At 66.0% G+C, this 16,526-nt stretch carries 12 protein-coding genes; 5 read left to right on the top strand and 7 right to left on the bottom strand.

Going from position 1 to position 16,526, the window contains the following annotated elements:
- Positions 1 to 150 precede the first annotated feature (150 nt).
- From RS899_RS10055 to RS899_RS10045, 3 genes are all read left to right on the top strand, one after another.
- Complete coding sequence (locus tag RS899_RS10055) at positions 151 to 807, top strand: hydrolase (protein ID WP_315809795.1); 657 nt, start codon at positions 151 to 153, stop codon at positions 805 to 807.
- Positions 808 to 868: 61 nt separating this feature from the next.
- Positions 869 to 1,285, top strand: a complete 417-nt coding sequence (locus RS899_RS10050) for a DoxX family protein (RefSeq protein WP_315809794.1) — start codon at positions 869 to 871, stop codon at positions 1,283 to 1,285.
- Positions 1,282 to 2,547 (top strand): OprD family porin, encoded by a 1,266-nt coding sequence (locus RS899_RS10045; protein ID WP_409978055.1) that lies wholly within the window; start codon positions 1,282 to 1,284, stop codon positions 2,545 to 2,547. The genes RS899_RS10050 and RS899_RS10045 overlap by 4 nt, the downstream gene beginning before the upstream one ends.
- Positions 2,548 to 2,793: 246 nt before the next feature.
- Here the strand turns inward: RS899_RS10045 and RS899_RS10040 are convergent, their stop codons facing one another.
- On the bottom strand, positions 2,794 to 3,705 hold the full coding sequence (locus RS899_RS10040) for a LysR substrate-binding domain-containing protein (protein ID WP_315809793.1): 912 nt from the start codon (positions 3,703 to 3,705) through the stop codon (positions 2,794 to 2,796).
- 217 nt (positions 3,706 to 3,922) lie between these two features.
- Here RS899_RS10040 and RS899_RS10035 point away from each other — a divergent pair, with 217 nt between their 5' ends.
- Positions 3,923 to 4,474: an AraC family transcriptional regulator gene (locus tag RS899_RS10035; protein ID WP_138525426.1), complete on the top strand. Its 552-nt coding sequence runs from the start codon at positions 3,923 to 3,925 to the stop codon at positions 4,472 to 4,474.
- Positions 4,475 to 4,886: 412 nt separating this feature from the next.
- Complete coding sequence (locus RS899_RS10030) at positions 4,887 to 7,598, top strand: cation-transporting P-type ATPase (protein ID WP_315809792.1); 2,712 nt, start codon at positions 4,887 to 4,889, stop codon at positions 7,596 to 7,598.
- Between the two features lie 234 nt (positions 7,599 to 7,832).
- On the opposite strand, the gene RS899_RS10025 is transcribed toward RS899_RS10030, so the two are convergent.
- The 6 genes from RS899_RS10025 to RS899_RS10000 all read right to left on the bottom strand — a co-directional run bounded on the left by RS899_RS10025 (position 7,833) and on the right by RS899_RS10000 (position 16,105).
- Positions 7,833 to 9,200, bottom strand: coding sequence for an OprD family porin (locus RS899_RS10025; RefSeq protein WP_315809791.1), 1,368 nt, complete (start codon positions 9,198 to 9,200; stop codon positions 7,833 to 7,835).
- A gap of 161 nt (positions 9,201 to 9,361) precedes the next feature.
- Positions 9,362 to 10,918, bottom strand: coding sequence for a galactarate dehydratase (gene garD / locus RS899_RS10020; RefSeq protein ID WP_315809790.1), 1,557 nt, complete (start codon positions 10,916 to 10,918; stop codon positions 9,362 to 9,364).
- A 32-nt stretch (positions 10,919 to 10,950) separates the two neighbouring features.
- A complete protein-coding gene (locus tag RS899_RS10015; protein ID WP_138525422.1) occupies positions 10,951 to 12,318 on the bottom strand; it encodes an MFS transporter in 1,368 nt (455 codons plus the stop codon).
- Positions 12,319 to 12,861: 543 nt separating this feature from the next.
- On the bottom strand, positions 12,862 to 14,301 hold the full coding sequence (locus RS899_RS10010; RefSeq protein ID WP_315809789.1) for an aldehyde dehydrogenase family protein: 1,440 nt from the start codon (positions 14,299 to 14,301) through the stop codon (positions 12,862 to 12,864).
- A 13-nt stretch (positions 14,302 to 14,314) separates the two neighbouring features.
- A complete protein-coding gene (gene kdgD / locus RS899_RS10005; RefSeq protein WP_315809788.1) occupies positions 14,315 to 15,226 on the bottom strand; it encodes a 5-dehydro-4-deoxyglucarate dehydratase in 912 nt (303 codons plus the stop codon).
- Positions 15,227 to 15,364: 138 nt separating this feature from the next.
- The gene (locus RS899_RS10000) at positions 15,365 to 16,105 is read right to left on the bottom strand and encodes a FadR/GntR family transcriptional regulator (RefSeq protein ID WP_315809787.1); all 741 of its coding nucleotides are present in this window, start codon (positions 16,103 to 16,105) and stop codon (positions 15,365 to 15,367) included.
- Positions 16,106 to 16,526 lie beyond the last annotated feature (421 nt).

Here is a 16,526-nt window from a genome sequence, read left to right as displayed (position 1 = left end):
AGAACTGCAAAGTGGCCGTGCAAGGCTGTCTGTTCCGCGCCTTTCGCCGATCGGCAAAGATGCGTCCACGGTTCGGCACTGGCTACGGCAGTCCGGGCCCACCGACCACTCGAACCTCATCCACCCACGCCATCCACAAGGACCATCGCCATGACCGCCATCGCCAAAGCCGTTCCCGGCAAGACCCTGCTCAACCCCTCCGATCACACCCTGATCATGATCGACCACCAGTCGCAGATGGCTTTCGCCACCAAGTCCATCGACGCAGTGACCCTGCGCAACAACGCAGCCCTGGTGTCCAAGGCGGCCAAGGAATTCGGCGTCTCCACCATCCTCACCACCGTCGCCGAGAAGAGCTTCTCCGGCCCGATGTTCGACGAGATCAAGTCGGTCTTCCCCGACCACAACGTCATCGACCGCACCAGCATGAACACCTGGGAAGACCCGCGCATCGCCGTGGAAGTGAACAAGTTCGGCAAGCAGAAGATCGTCCTCGCCGGCCTCTGGACCTCCGTGTGCATCGTCGGCCCAGCCCTGTCGGCCATTGACCAGGGCTTCGAGGTCTACGTGATCGCCGACGCCTGCGGCGATGTCTCCACCGAGGCCCACGAGATGGCGATGCAACGAATGATCCAACTGGGCGCCCGCCCCATGACCTCCGTGCAATACCTGCTGGAACTGCAACGCGACTGGGCCCGCGGCGAGACCTACGATGCCACCGTGAAGACCTCCATCGAGCATGGCGGCGCCTACGGCCTGGGCCTGATCTACGCCAAGACCATGTTCAACGCCAGCGAAGGCCACTGAGCCCGGGCACCGGAAAGGGGCGGCAGTGCCGCCCCTTTTCATTCGCAGGATTGAAGACACCATGCCGACCTACGACCGCTCCGGCGCGCTAGCGCTACTGTTCATGCGCATTGCTGCCGCCCTGCTGCTGCTCCAGGTACACGGGCTGCCCAAGCTGCTGCACTGGCACAGCGAGCTGCAGCGCATCGAAGACCCCTTCGGCCTCGGCGCTGTGCCAACCCTGGCGCTGGCGGTGTTCGCCGAAGTGCTCTGCCCGATCCTGCTGATCCTCGGCGTGTTCGCCCGCCTCGCCTGCCTGCCGGTGATCGCCGTGCTGCTGGTGGCACTGGTGTTCGTGCACCCGCAGTGGTCGCTGGAAGAAGGCCAGTTCGCCTGGTGGATGCTGATTCTCTTCGCCGGCCTGGCGATCGCCGGCCCCGGCGCTTATCGCCTTCCCCTGCCCCGTTTCGTGACAGCCCTGATGGAGCCGCGCCCGTGAAAAGCCCACTGATACCCTGCCTCCTGGCGCTGGCCTGCACCCAGGCCCAGGCCGCCGACTGGTCGCTGCTGTCGCGCAACTACTTCCTCGACAACGACTACCGCAGCCCCGGCCCCAACGGCCAGAGCCTGCGGCGCGAATGGGCGCAGGGTTTCATCGGCAGTTTCAGCAGCGATGTCACGCCCGGCACCATCGGCCTGGGCGTCGATGCCCACGCCTTCCTTGGCCTGAAGCTCGACGGTGGCCGAGGTCACGCCGGCACCGGTTTGCTGCCGCTGGACAGCGACGGCCGCAGCGAGAGCGAGTACTCCGATGCCGGCGGCGCGCTGCGCCTGGTGCACGAGAAAACCAGCCTCGCCTGGGGTGAGATGGAAGTGGCAACCCCGGTGTTCGACACCGGTGACAAGCGCCTGCAACCCGAATACGCCACCGGCTGGTTTCTCGACGACCGGAGCCTGCCGGGCCTGCGCCTGCAAGCCGGGCGCTTCACCGCCTTCAAGAACCAGAATTCCAGCTCCAGCCACGGCGAGTTCGAAGGCTACGGCGCCAGCACCCGCTTCGGCGGCCTGAGCCTGGCCGGCGCCACCTGGAGCGCGCCGGATGCCACCTGGGGCGGCGCGCTCTACGCCAGCCAGCTGGACGACGTCTGGCACCAGGCCTATGCCAACCTCAACGGCCGCTTCGGTCGCTGGTCGGTGGACGCCAACCTCTACAAGACCGGCGACACCGGCAGCGCCCGTGCCGGGGACATCGACACCCTGGCCTGGAGCCTGCTGGGCAAGGTCGCACTGGGTAGTCACGCGTTGAGCCTGGGCTACCAGCAGATCGACGGCGACACACCCTTCGACTTCGTCGGCAGCGACTCCATCTACCTCGCTAACTCCATCAAGTACGCCGACTTCAACGGCCCCGGCGAGCGCTCCTGGCAGGCCCGCTACCAGTGGGACGGCGCCAGCTCCGGCCTTGCCGGGCTGACCCTCTCGGCGCGCTATGTGCGCGGCAGTGACATCGACGGCACCCATGCCCCTTGCGGCGGCGCCTACAACCCCATGGAAGGCGCCGCCTGCCAGCCCGCCTACGGTGATGGCGGTAAGCACTGGGAGCGCGACCTGGATGTGCGCTACGTAGTGCAGTCCGGCCCGGCCAAGGACCTGGCGCTGAGCGTCGCGCAAGTCTCCCACCGCGCCAACGACGCCCAGGGTGGCGCGGATATCGATCGTATCTACGTTATCATCGAGTACCCGATCAAGGGCGTGTTCTGAGCCTGCGGCCCCACCTGCGCAGGGCGGATAACGCGCCAGCGTTACTCGCCACAACTGAACCGGCGAATAACCTGTTCCAGGTTATTCGCCTCACGATTCTGAGCCGTTTACGGGTAAGGCCCGCTCGAGGATTCCACTGGAAAAGCACGTCGCAGGATGGAGTGGAGCGATACCCATCATTACCCTGCTCCATCGGCATGGGTATCGCTGCGCTCCACCCATCCTACAAATGCCGATGAATTCCGTTCACGGCACCGGCGCGCTCATGTACTCGACCATCCGTTCGCGCAGCCAGCGTTCGGCCGGGTCGTTGTCGTGGGCGGCGCTCCAGACCAGGGAGAGCTCAGCCGGCTTGATCTCCAGCGGCGGGTCTTCGGCGCGCAGGCAGCTGTCTTCCACCAGCGCGCAGGCCGCGTAGTCAGGGACGGTGGCGATCATCTCGGTGTTGCGCAGCAGCGCGCGCAGGCTGCCGAACTGCGGCACGGCGAGCGCCACGCGACGACGGCGATCGATGCGCTCCAGGTCCAGATCGATGGCGCCGTTCAGGTCGCCGGAGAACGACACCATCACGTGCGGCCGCGAGCAGTATTCGTCCAGGCTCAGCGGGCCGGGTCGGCTGTCACCGCGCAGCACCTTCACGCCGATATCGCGCAGCTTGCGACGCTTGGCGTTGGCCGGCAGATCAGTGGTGTAGCTGACTCCGGCAGTGATCTCGCCGGAAGACAGCAGCGCCGGCATCAACAGGAAGTTGGCGCGGCGCACCACCACCGTGATGTTCGGCGCATCCTGCTGCAGGCGCGCCAGCAGCGCGGGGAACAGGCCGAATTCGGCATCGTCGGAGAGGCCCAGGCGGAAGACGTTGCAGCTGCTCTCAGGCTCGAAGGTCTTGGCGCGGCTGACCGCAGCGGAGATCACATCCATCGCCGGGCGCAGTTCCTCGAAGATGTGCAGCGCCCGACTGGTAGGCTCCATGGCGCGGCCGGCGCGCACCAGCAGCGGGTCGTCGAACAGGTCGCGCAGGCGCGCCAGGGCGGCGCTGACGGTGGACTGGGTGATGAACAGCTTCTCGCCGACGCGGGTGAGGTTCCGCTCCAGCATCAGGGATTCGAAGATCACCAGCAGGTTCATGTCCAGGCGGCGCAGGTCGTTTCGGTTCATGGCTGGTCGCTCGGGGCTGTGGGAGTGGGCATCTTTGCACAAGACGAGGGCCTCGCCAGTCGACCACGTAACACAGCGATCTTATTGGACGCATGTGCTTGATGGCGGCCTCTGAGCGCAATTCGATTGAGCATCGGATCACCTTGATTTACCTTGTGTTTTTCCTTAATCGAAGCCGCTTTACGCCGCCGCTGGAAGCTAACAGAAGAGAGACGCCATGCCCGCACCTGCCCACCAGGTAGCGACCATGCTCGCCCCCCAGACCCACCGCCTGGTCCGGCAGCTCATGGAGGAGCTGGAAAGCCAGGGAGACGGCCTCCACCAGGCCAGCCAGCGCCTTTGCCAGCACCTGCTGGAACACTACCGGCTGCCTGAGCCCCGCAACGATGGAGCAGATACCGGCGAACGCCTCGCCCTGGCCCCCTGGCAGGAGCGCAAGGCCAAGGACATCCTCGCCGGCAGCCTGCTCAGCCGCCTGTACATTGCCGATGTCGCCGAGCAGTGCGGCCTGTCGCGCAGCCACTTTTCCCGCGCCTTCAAACAGGCCACCGGGCTCGCGCCACGGGAATGGGCGCTGCGCCTGCGCATCGACCGTGCCCGCGAGTTGCTGGCCAGCGGCGACGCGCCAATCTCCCAGGTCGGCCAGGAATGCGGCTTCGCCGATCAGTCCCACTTCTGCCGCAGCTTTCGCAAGCTGGCGGGCTGTACGCCGAACCGCTGGCGGCAGGCCAGTCGGGTGGGCGGGACACAGGAATTGGCCTCTTCGTAGGAGCGGACTCCGTCCGCGATGTTTTCATCCAACTCCGGATGGGTCCGAGCGGACATGAGTTTCGTAGGGTGCATAACCTGGAACAGGTTATCCGCCAGACGCGCCACCGGCGGATAACGCTGGCGCGTTATGCGCCCTATCATCTGTTCGCGAGCAAGCTCGCTCCTACAGGGTTGGCATGAAGGGATAACCCTGAGCTCGCCGATGCGCTCTTCGTAGGAGCGGGCCACTCCCGCGATCGCGGACAAGGTCCGCATCTTCAGATGCAAATCTTCCATTCAGCTTCGTTCAGCCATGGTTCAGCGAGGATCGGCCGAATCTTGAGGTATGACAGTCCTACAGCGATTTCCTAGGTCTACGCTTCCCTGCAGTTAATCACCTTTCCCACTTGGCAGGAGCCGGGAGTCAGAGCATGACTGCACAGCAAACCACCGACGGCAAACCACAAACCACCGACTGGTACCGCAAGAGCGTCGACCAGACCCTGGCCGATCTGCAGACCAGCGCGGAAGGCCTCTCCCCCGACGAAGCCGAGGCGAGGCTGCTGCGCGTCGGCCCCAACGCTTTGCCGGCCAAGGACGTCGACCCACTCTGGCTGCGCTTCGCCCGGCACTTCAACGACGTGCTGATCTACATCCTCCTGGCCGCCGCCGTGGCCACCGCGCTGATGGGCCACTGGACCGACACCATCGTCATCCTGCTGGTGGCAGTGATCAACGCCGGCATCGGCTTCTTCCAGGAGAACAAGGCGGAGAAATCCCTCGCTGCCCTGCGCGGCATGCTCAGCAGCACCGCCCACGTGGTGCGCAACGGCAAGAAGATCGAACTGGACGCCAGCCAGCTGGTACCCGGCGACATCGTCATCCTGCGCCCCGGAGACAAGATTCCCGCCGACGTGCGCCTGTTCGACGTGCACCACCTGCAGGTCGAAGAGTCCATGCTCACCGGCGAATCACTCACCGTCGGCAAGCAGGCCGACGCGCTGGACACCGAAGCGCTGCTGGCCGACCGCCTGAACCTCGGCTTCTCCGGCACCAACGTCAGCGCCGGCAACGCCCGCGGCGTGGTGATCGAGACCGGCGGCAATACCGAACTGGGCCGCATCAACAAGCTGATCGCCAACGTCGACGAAAGCGAAACCCCGCTGCTGCGGCAGATCGCCGAGCTGGGCAAACGCATCTTCCAGCTGATCATCGGCATGATGGTGGCGCTGTTCATCATTGGCTTCTTCTGGCACGACTACCCGTTCGGCGAACTGCTGCTGTCGCTGATCAGCCTGGCCGTGGCCTCGGTCCCCGAGGGCCTGCCGGCCATCGTCTCGATCATCCTGTCGCTGGGCGTGCAACGCATGGCGCAGAACAAGGCGATCATCCGCAAGCTGCCGACCGTGGAAACCCTGGGCGCCATGAGCGTGATCTGCTCGGACAAGACCGGCACCCTGACCATGAACGAGATGACCGTGAAGAGCGTGCTGCTCGCCAACGGTCTCTACAGCGTCGAAGGCCAGAGCTACGAGCCCAAGGGCCGCATCACCTTCGGCGGTACCAGCGACGAGCTCGACTGGTCGCAGCACGGTGCGCTGGATGCCTTCATCCGCGCGGTGGACATCTGCAACGACAGCAGCCTGCAACTCAATGACGAAGGGCGCTGGGGCGTGGTCGGCGGCCCCACCGAGGGCGCGCTGAAAGTCCTGGCGCGCAAGGCGGACCTGCCGGAGATCGAGTTCCAGAAGTTCGGCAAGATTCCCTTCGACTCCGCCTACAAGTACATGGCGCGCCGTTGCGACGTTGCCGGCCAGAGCCTGATCTACCTCAAGGGCGCGCCCGACGTGCTGCTGCGCATGTGCCAACAGCAACTCGGTGCCAACGGCGTGGAGCCGCTGGACCGCGAGTACTGGGAGCGCGAGATGAGCTTCATCGCCGGGCAAGGCCTGCGCATGCTCGCCGCCGCCTACAAGCCGGTACAGCCCGATGACGGCGTGATCGACCACGAGGACGTGCAGGACGGCATGATCTTCCTCGGCGTTGCCGGCCTGCTCGACCCGCCGCGCCCGGAAGCCATCGAGGCCATCGCGCTGTGCAAGCGCGCCGGCATCCAGGTGAAGATGATCACTGGCGACCACCCGGACACCGCCGTGGCCATCGCCGGCATGCTCGGCATGGGCAACGACCTGCGCGCCATGACCGGCCAGGAGCTGGAACAGGCCGATGATACCCAGCTGAAATCCCTCGCCATGCAGTACTCGGTGTTCGCCCGCACCAGCCCCGAGCACAAGCTGCGCCTGGTGCGTGCACTGCAGGCCAACGAGGAAGTGGTCGGCATGACCGGCGACGGGGTCAACGACGCCCCGGCGCTGAAACAGGCCGACGTCGGCATCGCCATGGGCATCAAGGGCACCGAGGTGACCAAGGAAGCCGCCGACATGGTGCTCACCGACGACAACTTCTCCACCATCGCCGGCGCCGTGCGCGAGGGCCGCCGGGTCTACGACAACCTGAAGAAGACCGTGCTGTTCATCCTGCCGACCAACATGGCCCAGGGCCTGCTGATCGTCATGGCGATCCTCGCCGGCGCGGTGATCCCGCTGGCGCCGCTGCAGATTCTCTGGATGAACATGGCGACCTCCACCACCTTGTCCTTCGCCCTGGCCTTCGAGCCCGGCGAGCCGGGGATGATGCGTCGGCCGCCGCGCAACGCGAAGGAATCGATCCTCAACGGCTTCGCGGTCTGGCGGGTGCTCTATGTGGGCGGCCTGCTCACCGCCGCGGCCTTCCTGCTGGAAGCCTGGATGGTCAGCAACGGCCAGGACACCGACCACATCCGCACCATGATCCTGCACACCCTGGTCACCGCGCAGTGGGCCTACCTGTTCAACTGCCGGCTGCAGGAAGAGTTCTCGCTGAACACGGCGCTGCTGCGTAACGGCGCGCTGCTCACCGTGACCCTGGCGCTGATCCTGCTGCAGTGCTTCGTGATCTACGTGCCCTTCATGCAGACCGCCTTCCACACCGTCGCCCTGCCCTTCAGCGGCTGGCTGATCTCGCTGGGCATCGGCATCGCGGTGTTCTTCGCGGTGGAACTGGAGAAACTGGTGATCCGCCGCTGGAAAGCCTCGCGCGGTTGACATGCTTCTCGTAGGAGCGAGCTTGCTCGCGAACAGCCCCAAGCCCCTCCCTCGCCGGAGGGGCTTTTTTTGGCCAGCGCTTACTGCCCCGCGCGATCCTGCAGGCATACCCGGCGTCAGGCCGTTCGCGAGCAAGCTCGCTCCTGCAGATCGGCGCCAGTGTGTGAGTCCATCTTCCGCCCCGTAGGGTGCATAACGCGCCAGCGTTATCCGCCCTACGGTCTGTAGGAGCGGTCAGAACAACGGCAAGGTGTAGCTGACGATCAGGCGATTCTCGTCCTGGTCGCGCTGGGTCGGCGTGCCGGAGCCGCTGGCGGGCAGGCCGCTGCGCAGCATGGCGTTGCGCCAGGAGAAGCCCAGTCCCTTGAAGCTGCCCTCGGGGATCACATAGGACAGCGTCAGGTCGCGCTCCCACTCGCCCTCGTCGCCGCTGGCGGTCTTCACGTCGTCGCCCTTGAGGTAGATCGCCGCGAAGGTCAGGCCCGGCAGGCCGGCCTGGGCGAAGTCGTAGCCGTAGCGCGCCACCCAGGTTCGCTCGCCGGCATGCAGGAACTTGCCGATCTGCACGTCGGTGATCAGGTAGGCGCTGCCGCTGGCACCGTCGCCCCGGTTCAGGTACGGGAAATCGCTGTCACCGTTCATGACCTGATAGCCGGCACCGAAGCTGTGGCCGGACAGGCTGTAGGTGAACATTCCGCTGTAGGTGCGATTGTCCACCTCGCCCTTGGTCACCCGGTTACCGTAGTAGCCGCTGGAGAGGTAGCCGTCGGCTCGCCCTGAGGTGCTGCCGTTCTTGCCATCGGAATCGCTGTCGAAGGCGCGCAGGTCGGTCTTCAGCACACCGGGGCCGAGGTTCAGGCTGTGTTGCAGGCCGAGGAAGTGCTGCTGGTAGAACTCGCTGAGCTGGCCGTAGTAGTACTGCAGCGTCAGGTCCTTGCTCAGCTTGTAGTCGCCGCCGGCATAGTAGAACTCGTTGCTGTCGCGGGCCGTCGCGCCGCTGTTGGCGCCCTGGATCGACAGGCCGCGCCAGTCGCTGGAGTTACGCCCGCGGGTGTGTTCCAGCTTGCCGGCCACCAGGCTCAGGTTGTCGATGTCGGCACTGGTCACCTGCCCGCCCTCGAAGGTGCCGGGCAGCAGGCGACCGTCGTTGTAGGTCACCACCGGCAGCTTGGGCATCAGGGTGCCGTAGCGCAGTTCGGTGCTGGAAATCTTCGCCTTGAGGGTCGGACCGAAGCTGCTGAAATCGTTCACCGCCTCGCCGTTGCTTTTCGACGGGAACACGGTGCCGGCCTGCTGACTGGCGGATTCGTAGTGGGTGCCGCCGCCACTGTCCAGCCGGACGCCGAGCAGTCCGATGGCGTCGACGCCCACCCCCACGGTGCCCTGGGTGTAGCCCGAGGCATAGTTGAGGATGAAACCCTGGCCCCACTCTTCCTGGCGGCTCGGTTCGGCAGTGCCGTTGCGGTTGTCACTGTTGATGTAGAAGTTGCGCAGGGTCAGGCTGGCCTTGCTGTCTTCGAGGAAGCCGGCAGCCTGGGCGGCAGGCACGAGCAGGCCGAGGGCGGCGCAGGCGATGGCGGCGCCCAGGGTGGAGTTTTTCATTGTTGTCTCCGGATCGTGGATTTCAGAGTGAGCGCCGCCCGTCCCAGCAGAGCGGGCAGACGCGAGGTTTCTAGCTTTTTGTAGGAGCGAGCTTGCTCGCGAACGGGCAAGCTCAGGGCTACCCGCAGCGTCTGGCGGCGCTGCGGGCGTTCAGGCGCGGATCAGGTCACCGGAGCCGGATTGAACAGCACCAGGTCGTTGTGCAGGCGGTGGCGTTCAGCCCAGGTGTGCACCTTGCCGCTGGCCACGTCGAGATAGAGCTGGAAGATTTCCCAACCCAGTTCGTCGAGGGTCATGCGCCCGGAGGTGACCCGGCCGGCGTCGACGTCGATCAGGTCCGGCCAGCGCTCGGCCAGCTCGGTGCGCGTGGCCACCTTGATCACCGGCGCCATGGCCAGCCCATAAGGCGTGCCGCGGCCCGTGGTGAAAATGTGCAGGTTCATCCCGGCGGCCAGTTGCAGGGTGCCGCAGATGAAGTCGCTGGCCGGGGTGGCGCAGTATTGCAGGCCCCTGCCCTTCACCCGCGCGCCGGGCGAAACGACCCCGGCGATGGCGCTGTTGCCGGACTTGGCGATGGAGCCCATGGCCTTCTCGACGATGTTGTTCAGCCCGCCCTTCTTGTTGCCGGGCGTCGTGTTGGCGCTGCGGTCGGCCATGCCGCGGGCGAGGTAGCGGTCGTACCAGTCCATCTCGGCGACCAGTTGCTCGGCCACCTCGCGGGTGGCCGCGCGGGCGGTGAGCAGGTGGATGCCGTCGCGCACCTCGGTGTTTTCGGAGAACATCACGGTGGCGCCAGCACGCACCAGCAGGTCCGCCGCCACACCGAGGCCGGGGTTGGCGGTGACGCCGGAGAAGGCATCGCTGCCGCCGCACTGCATGCCCACCACCAGCTCCGAGGCCGGCACGGTTTCGCGGCGGCGCTCGTTCAGCGCCACCAGACGCTCTTCGATCAGCTCGAGGATCTGCGCCACCATGCCCTGGAAGCCGTTGCCGGACTCCTGCAGGCGGTACAGCCACTGCGCCTCGTCCTGGCCGGCGGTGAGCGCATCGCCGTCCATCAGTTGCACCGGCTGCAGCTTCTCACACCCCAGGCCGATGACCAGCGCCTGGCCGCCTAGGTTGGGGTTGCGCGCCAGGTTGTACAACGTGCGAATCGGGATGATCGCGTCCGGCGCGTTGATCGCCACGCCGCAGCCGTAACTGTGGGTCAGCGCCACTACGTCATCGACGTGCGGGTACTTGGGCAGTAGCTCGCGGCGGGCGCGCTCCACGCAGTGGTCCAGCACGCCGGTCACGCACTGTACCGTGGTGCTGACGCCCAGCAGATTGCGCGTGCCGACGCTGCCGTCGGCGTTGCGGTAGCCCTCGAAGCTGTAGCCGGTCAGTGGCTCGGCGGCGGGCGGCACGTCGGTAGCCAGCGGCAGCGCATCCAGCGCCGGCGGCTCCGGCAGGCTGAGCAGCTGCTCGGTGACCCAGCGACCCTTGGCGATGGGTGCCAGCGCATAACCGATCACCGTGCCGTAGCGCAGCACCGGCGCACCTTCGGCTATGTCCACCAGCGCCACCTTGTGGCTCTGCGGGATCGACTCGGCAGCTACCAGTTCGTCTGGAAAGCGACCGCCAGCGGCCACGCCCTGGTCGTTGACGACGATGGCGACGTTATCGTCCGCGTGCAATTTCACGTAGCGCGGCGAGTCCTGGTGCGGGATCAACTGCATGACACTCATCTCCGAAATACCCCCGGAACTGCTCAGGAATTGGCCGGGGCCAGACGTTTTTCATCGACACGGCGCGGCGACTTGGGCGCTTCGTCGCTCAGCTCTACCCGCTCGATACGGCCGACGATGAACAGGTAGCTCAGCACCGCCACCAGGGCGTTGGCGCCGACGAACACCAGCGCCCACTTGAACGAGCCGGTGGCGCTGATCAGGTAGCCGATGACGATCGGCGTGGTGATCGAGGCCAGGTTGCCGAAGGTGTTGAACAGGCCACCGGAGAGGCCGGCGATCTGCTTGGGCGAGGTATCCGCCACCACCGCCCAGCCCAGCGCACCCAGGCCCTTGCCGAAGAACGCCAGGGTCATGAAGCCGACCACCATCCACTCGGCATCCACGTAGTTGCAGAACACCATGGTGGTGGACAGCAGCAGGCCGCAGACGATGGGCAGCTTGCGGGCGAAGGTCAGCGAATGGCCGCGGCGCAGCAGGTAGTCGGAGATGATCCCGCCCAGTACACCACCGAGGAAGCCCATCAGCGCGGGCAGCGAAGCGATGAAGCCGGCCTTGAGGATCGACATGCCGCGCTCCTGCACCAGGTACACCGGGAACCAGGTGAGGAAGAAGTAGGTGATCGCGTTGATGCAGTACTGGCCCAGGTACACGCCCAGCAGCATGCGGCTGCGCAGCAGCTGGCTGACGTAGTGCCATTTCGGACCGTCACTGGCGCGCTTCTGGTCCATGTCGACCATACCGCCGCCGGCCTCGATGGCGGCCACTTCAGCGGCGTTGGTGCGCGGGTGTTCCTTGGGGTTGTAGATGGTCTTCATCCAGATGCCGGCGAAGACCATGCCCAGCACACCCATCACCACGAACACGTGCTCCCAGCCGAAGTGGAAGACGATCCAGCCCATGATCGGGGCGAACAGCGCGGTGGCGAAGTACTGCGCCGAATTGAAGATGGCCGAGGCCGTGCCGCGTTCGGCGGTGGGGAACCAGGCAGCGACGATGCGCGCGTTACCGGGGAAGGACGGCGCCTCGGCGAAGCCCACCATGAAGCGCAGCAGGAACAGTGCGATCACCGCACTGGCCACCGGCAGGTAGCCGACGAAGCCCTGCAGGAAGGTGAACAGCGACCAGATGAAGATGCCCGCCGCATAGACCTTCTTCGAGCCGAAGCGATCCAGCAGCCAGCCGCCGGGAATCTGCCCGGCCACGTAGGCCCAGCCGAAGGCGGAGAAGATATAGCCGAGGGTGACCGCGTCGATGCCCAGGTCCTTCTGCAGGCTGGAGCCGGCGATGGAAATGGTGGCGCGGTCGGCGTAGTTGATGGTGGTTACCAGGAACAGCATCAGCAGGATCAGGTAACGCACATGCGTCGGTTTGGCGGTTGCTTGGCTCATCGATTGCGTCTCGTGTCTTGTTTTTATGGGAGCGACCGGCGCATGCCGGCCAGATTATCAGCCGGCCCGCTGCGGCGAGCCGTTACCGCCTCCTTGCCGACGTACGGCGGCCGGGGCCGGTACGTCCGTTCCGACTCGCGTACTGACGACATGCGCGAGCGACACAGGAAAGTGCGCGCCATGACCGGCAGGCAGCCGGATGGCGAAGTGCTTGAGAGCGTGGAGCGAAGAAAACAGCCCCGTCGGACGTCTGCCGAGCAGGCAAGACGACGCGACGCGGCCAGGGAACGGGCGCGGGGGAAGCCGGCGCGCGACGGCGCGGCGATGTGCAATCGGATGTGCGATCGATTGATTCAGCATGACGACCTACCAGCGAAAGTGAGCGGAGTGGGAAGCTCGCGGCGCGTTCAGCGCCTGGGTTCGCGGGTACGTGTCGACTGCGGGCAGACGATGGTCATGGTGGTTCCCCTGCTTTGTTCTTGTATCGGGGTTGCGGGTGCTTACGCAGCGGGCGGCGATGGCAAGGGCCGCCCGCTGAGCCGGTCAGGCGCCGACGTAGGCGGTCTTCACCGTGGTGTAGAACTCCTGGGCATAACGGCCCTGCTCGCGCGGCCCGTAGGACGAACCTTTGCGACCGCCGAACGGCACGTGGTAATCCACGCCGGCGGTGGGCAGGTTGACCATCACCATCCCGGCCTGGGCATGCCGCTTGAAGTGCGCGGCATGCTTGAGCGAGGTGGTGGCGATCCCGGCGGAGAGACCGAATTCGGTGGCGTTGGCCTGGGCCAGCGCTTCGTCGTAGTCCTTCACCTTGAGGATGCTGGCCACCGGGCCGAAGATTTCTTCGCGGTTGATGCGCATCTCCGGGGTGGTCTCGTCGAACAGCGCCGGGGCCATGTAGTAGCCGTCGGTGGCCAGCGCCAGACGCTCACCGCCGAACAGCAGGCGCGCGCCTTCGTTGCGGCCGATCTCGACGTAGTCCAGGTCCTGGCGCAGCTGCGCTTCGGAGACCACCGGGCCGATGTCGATACCTTCGTGCAACGCGTTGCCGACCTTGATCCTGCGCATGCGCTCGACCATGGCCTCGACGAAGCGCGGGTAGATACCTTCGGTGACGATCAGCCGGCTGGAAGCGGTGCAGCGCTGGCCGGTGGAGTAGAAGGCGCTCTGCACCGACAGTTCCACGGCGCTGGCGAGGTCTGCGTCGTCGAGGATGATCTGCGGGTTCTTGCCGCCCATCTCCAGCTGCACCTTGGCACCACGGGCCACGCATTGTGCGGCGATGCGCCGGCCGACACCGACCGAGCCGGTGAAGCTCACGGCGTCCACCTGCGGGTGGTTGACCAGGGCTTCGCCAATCACGCTGCCACGGCCCATCACCAGGTTGAACACGCCATTGGGGAAACCGGCGCGGGAGATGATTTCCGCCAGCGCCCAGGCACTGCCGGGCACCAGGTCGGCGGGCTTGATCACCACGCAGTTGCCGTAGGCCAGGGCCGGGGCGATCTTCCAGGCCGGGATGGCGATGGGGAAGTTCCACGGGGTGATCAGGCCGACCACGCCCACGGCTTCGCGGGTTATCTCGACGCTGACGCCGGGGCGAACCGAAGGCAGCAGGTCGCCGGCCAGGCGCAGGCATTCGCCGGCGAAGAACTTGAAGATGTTGCCGGCGCGGCCGACTTCGCCGATCGCTTCGGGCAGGGTCTTGCCCTCCTCCCGCGCCAGCAGCGCGCCCAGCTCGGCGCGACGGGCGAGGATCTCGCTGCCGACCTTGTCCAGTGCATCGGCGCGGGCCTGCACATTGCTGTTGGACCAGGCCGGGAATGCGGCGCGGGCCGCCTCCACTGCCTGGTTGACCAGCGCGGCGTCGCCCAGGGCGTAGTCGCCGACCACATCGGAGAGGTCGGACGGATTGCGGTTCGGGGTCGCGTCGGTAGCGGCCAGCCACTGGCCGTCGACGTAGTGCGAATACTGTTGTGCCACGGGAACCTCCGGCTTACTGCGGGCCGAGTTTCTTGATCAGCGCGTCGAGCATCTCGACTTCTTCGCCGGTGAGGTCGGTCAGCGGTGCGCGCACCGGACCCGCGTCATGGCCGACCAGCTTGGCGCCGGCCTTGATGATGCTCACGCCGTAACCTTCGCAGCGGTTGCGGATGGCCAGGTAAGGCAGGAAGAAATCGTCGATCAGGCGGTTGACCGTCGTGTGGTCGTCAGCGGCGATGGCGTTGTAGAACTCAATGGCAGTCTTCGGGATGAAGTTGAAGACGGCGGAGGAATACACCGGCACGCCCAGGGCCTTGTAGGCCGCCGCATAGACTTCGGCGGTCGGCAGGCCGCCGAGGTAGGTCAGGCGCTCGCCCAGGCGGCGGCGAATGGCGACCATCGGCTCGATCTCGCCGATGCCGTCCTTGAAGCCGATCAGGTTCGGGCAGCGATCCGCCAGTTTTTCCAGGCTGTCGGCGTTCAGGCGGCAGACGTTGCGGTTGTACACCACCACGCCGAAGTCCACCGAGCGGCAGACCTGCTCGACGTGGGCCACCAGGCCTTCCTGGCTGGCTTCGGTCAGGTAGTGCGGCAGCAGCAGGATGCCGGCGGCGCCCTGCCGTTCGGCTTCCTGGGCGTAGGCGATGGCCTGGCGGGTCGGGCCGCCGGCGCCAGCGAGGATCGGCACCTGGCCACGGCAGGTATCCACCGCGGTCTTGATGATCGAAGAGAACTCGTTGGGCTCCAGCGAGAAGAACTCGCCGGTGCCGCCAGCCGCGAAGAGTGCACTGGCGCCGTACGGGGCCAGCCACTCCAGGCGGCGGGCGTAGGTGTCCGCGCGGAAGTTGCCCTGGGTATCGAAGTCCGTCACGGGGAACGACAGCAGACCGGACGAAAGGGTGGACTTCAGTTCTTGTGGATTCATTGGCGATCACCCTGCAAAGCGAATTTTTATAGGAAGAGGTGGAACGACAATCGGCTTATGGCGTCTTGTTGTCAGTCATCGTACAACTACAAATAAAAGACGACAAGTCATCAGACAACCTTTTCTTCCGCCCGCTCGTCAGCCGAGTTTTTCTTCGGCCGATTCGTGGGCGCGGCGCAGGCGTTCGCGGGAGTTGGTGAGGTGCAGGCGCATGGCGGCGCGGGCGGCGTCGCTGTCGTGGCGGGCGATGGCCTCGAAGATGTCTTCGTGCTCGCGGTTGACGCGTGCCAGGTACTGGCCCTGGTCATCATGGGCCAGGCGCGCGGAGTTGAGCCGGGTACGCGGGATGATACTTGCCCCCAGGTGGCTCATGATGTCGGTGAAATAGCTGTTGCCGGTGGCCTCGGCGATGCGCAGGTGGAACTGGAAGTCCGAGGCCACGGCGTCGCGGCCATGGGCCTGGCTTTCCTCCAGGGCGTCCAGGGCTTCGCGCAGGCCCTGCAACTGCTCCGGCGTACGACGCTGGGCGGCGAGCCCGGCGGACTCCACCTCCAGGCTGATGCGCAGTTCCAGCACGGCGAGCACATCGCGCAGGGTCACGATGGTTGCCGGGTCAATGCGGAACGTGCCGTCCTTGGGCGTGTCCAGCACGAAGGTGCCGATACCGTGGCGCGTCTCCACCAGCCCTGCGGCCTGCAGCCGGGAGATCGCCTCGCGCACCACGGTGCGGCTGACACCCTGCTCGGCCATGATCGCCGACTCGGTGGGCAGCTTCTCCCCCGGTTTGATGCGACCGTCGCGGATACGCGCGGAAAGCTCGGCGACCACGTCGTGGGCGAGGCTGCGGGAACGTTTGCGGGGAAGCGGGCTGGTGGGCATGGGAGTCGCTGGATAGAAAATGAGAGGTAGTCATCGTACAACATCAGGCGCTACGGGGGCCATGGTCGACCAGGTTGTGTGATGACTGCCCTGCCCCACGCTCCCAGCTTCTTTATGTAGGAGCGAGCTTGCTCGCGAACGATTTTCCCGGTAGTTCCGGCGCTGGGAGGTTCGCGAGCAAGCTCGCTCCTACAGGAAGAACCGTAGTGGTGGATGCGAGGATCGACTGGCCGCCGTAGGAGCGAGCCGACCGCATGCCCCGCCCGGACATCCATGGCAGGTCGGCTCGCCCCTACAGTGCCACGCCCTTCCCTCCCCAGGTCCCCGGCCCTTTCCCGTCCGGGAAAGGAGGCGTACGCCGGGTGTTTCCGTGTTCACCTCATGGCCCGCCGGGCCATCCCCGGATGACCGTTCGTGCGGG

Source organism: Pseudomonas sp. C9-3 (genome assembly GCF_032392015.1).
GTDB classification, from domain to species: Bacteria; Pseudomonadota; Gammaproteobacteria; order Pseudomonadales; family Pseudomonadaceae; genus Pseudomonas; species Pseudomonas nitroreducens.
Note: the sequence above shows the minus strand (reverse complement) of the source record. Positions and strands in the feature narration are given on the sequence as shown.

Bases quoted from the DNA above. Each gene is read 5' to 3' on its own strand.
- RS899_RS10050 (WP_315809794.1), top strand. From the start codon at position 869: ATGCCGACCTACGACCGCTCCGGCGCGCTAGCGCTACTGTTCATGCGC.
- RS899_RS10025 (WP_315809791.1), bottom strand. From the start codon at position 9,200: ATGAAAAACTCCACCCTGGGCGCCGCCATCGCCTGCGCCGCCCTCGGC.
- RS899_RS10035 (WP_138525426.1), top strand. From the start codon at position 3,923: ATGCCCGCACCTGCCCACCAGGTAGCGACCATGCTCGCCCCCCAGACC.
- garD (WP_315809790.1), bottom strand. From the start codon at position 10,918: ATGCAGTTGATCCCGCACCAGGACTCGCCGCGCTACGTGAAATTGCAC.
- RS899_RS10030 (WP_315809792.1), top strand. From the start codon at position 4,887: ATGACTGCACAGCAAACCACCGACGGCAAACCACAAACCACCGACTGG.
- RS899_RS10015 (WP_138525422.1), bottom strand. From the start codon at position 12,318: ATGAGCCAAGCAACCGCCAAACCGACGCATGTGCGTTACCTGATCCTG.
- RS899_RS10040 (WP_315809793.1), bottom strand. From the start codon at position 3,705: ATGAACCGAAACGACCTGCGCCGCCTGGACATGAACCTGCTGGTGATC.
- RS899_RS10000 (WP_315809787.1), bottom strand. From the start codon at position 16,105: ATGCCCACCAGCCCGCTTCCCCGCAAACGTTCCCGCAGCCTCGCCCAC.
- RS899_RS10055 (WP_315809795.1), top strand. From the start codon at position 151: ATGACCGCCATCGCCAAAGCCGTTCCCGGCAAGACCCTGCTCAACCCC.
- kdgD (WP_315809788.1), bottom strand. From the start codon at position 15,226: ATGAATCCACAAGAACTGAAGTCCACCCTTTCGTCCGGTCTGCTGTCG.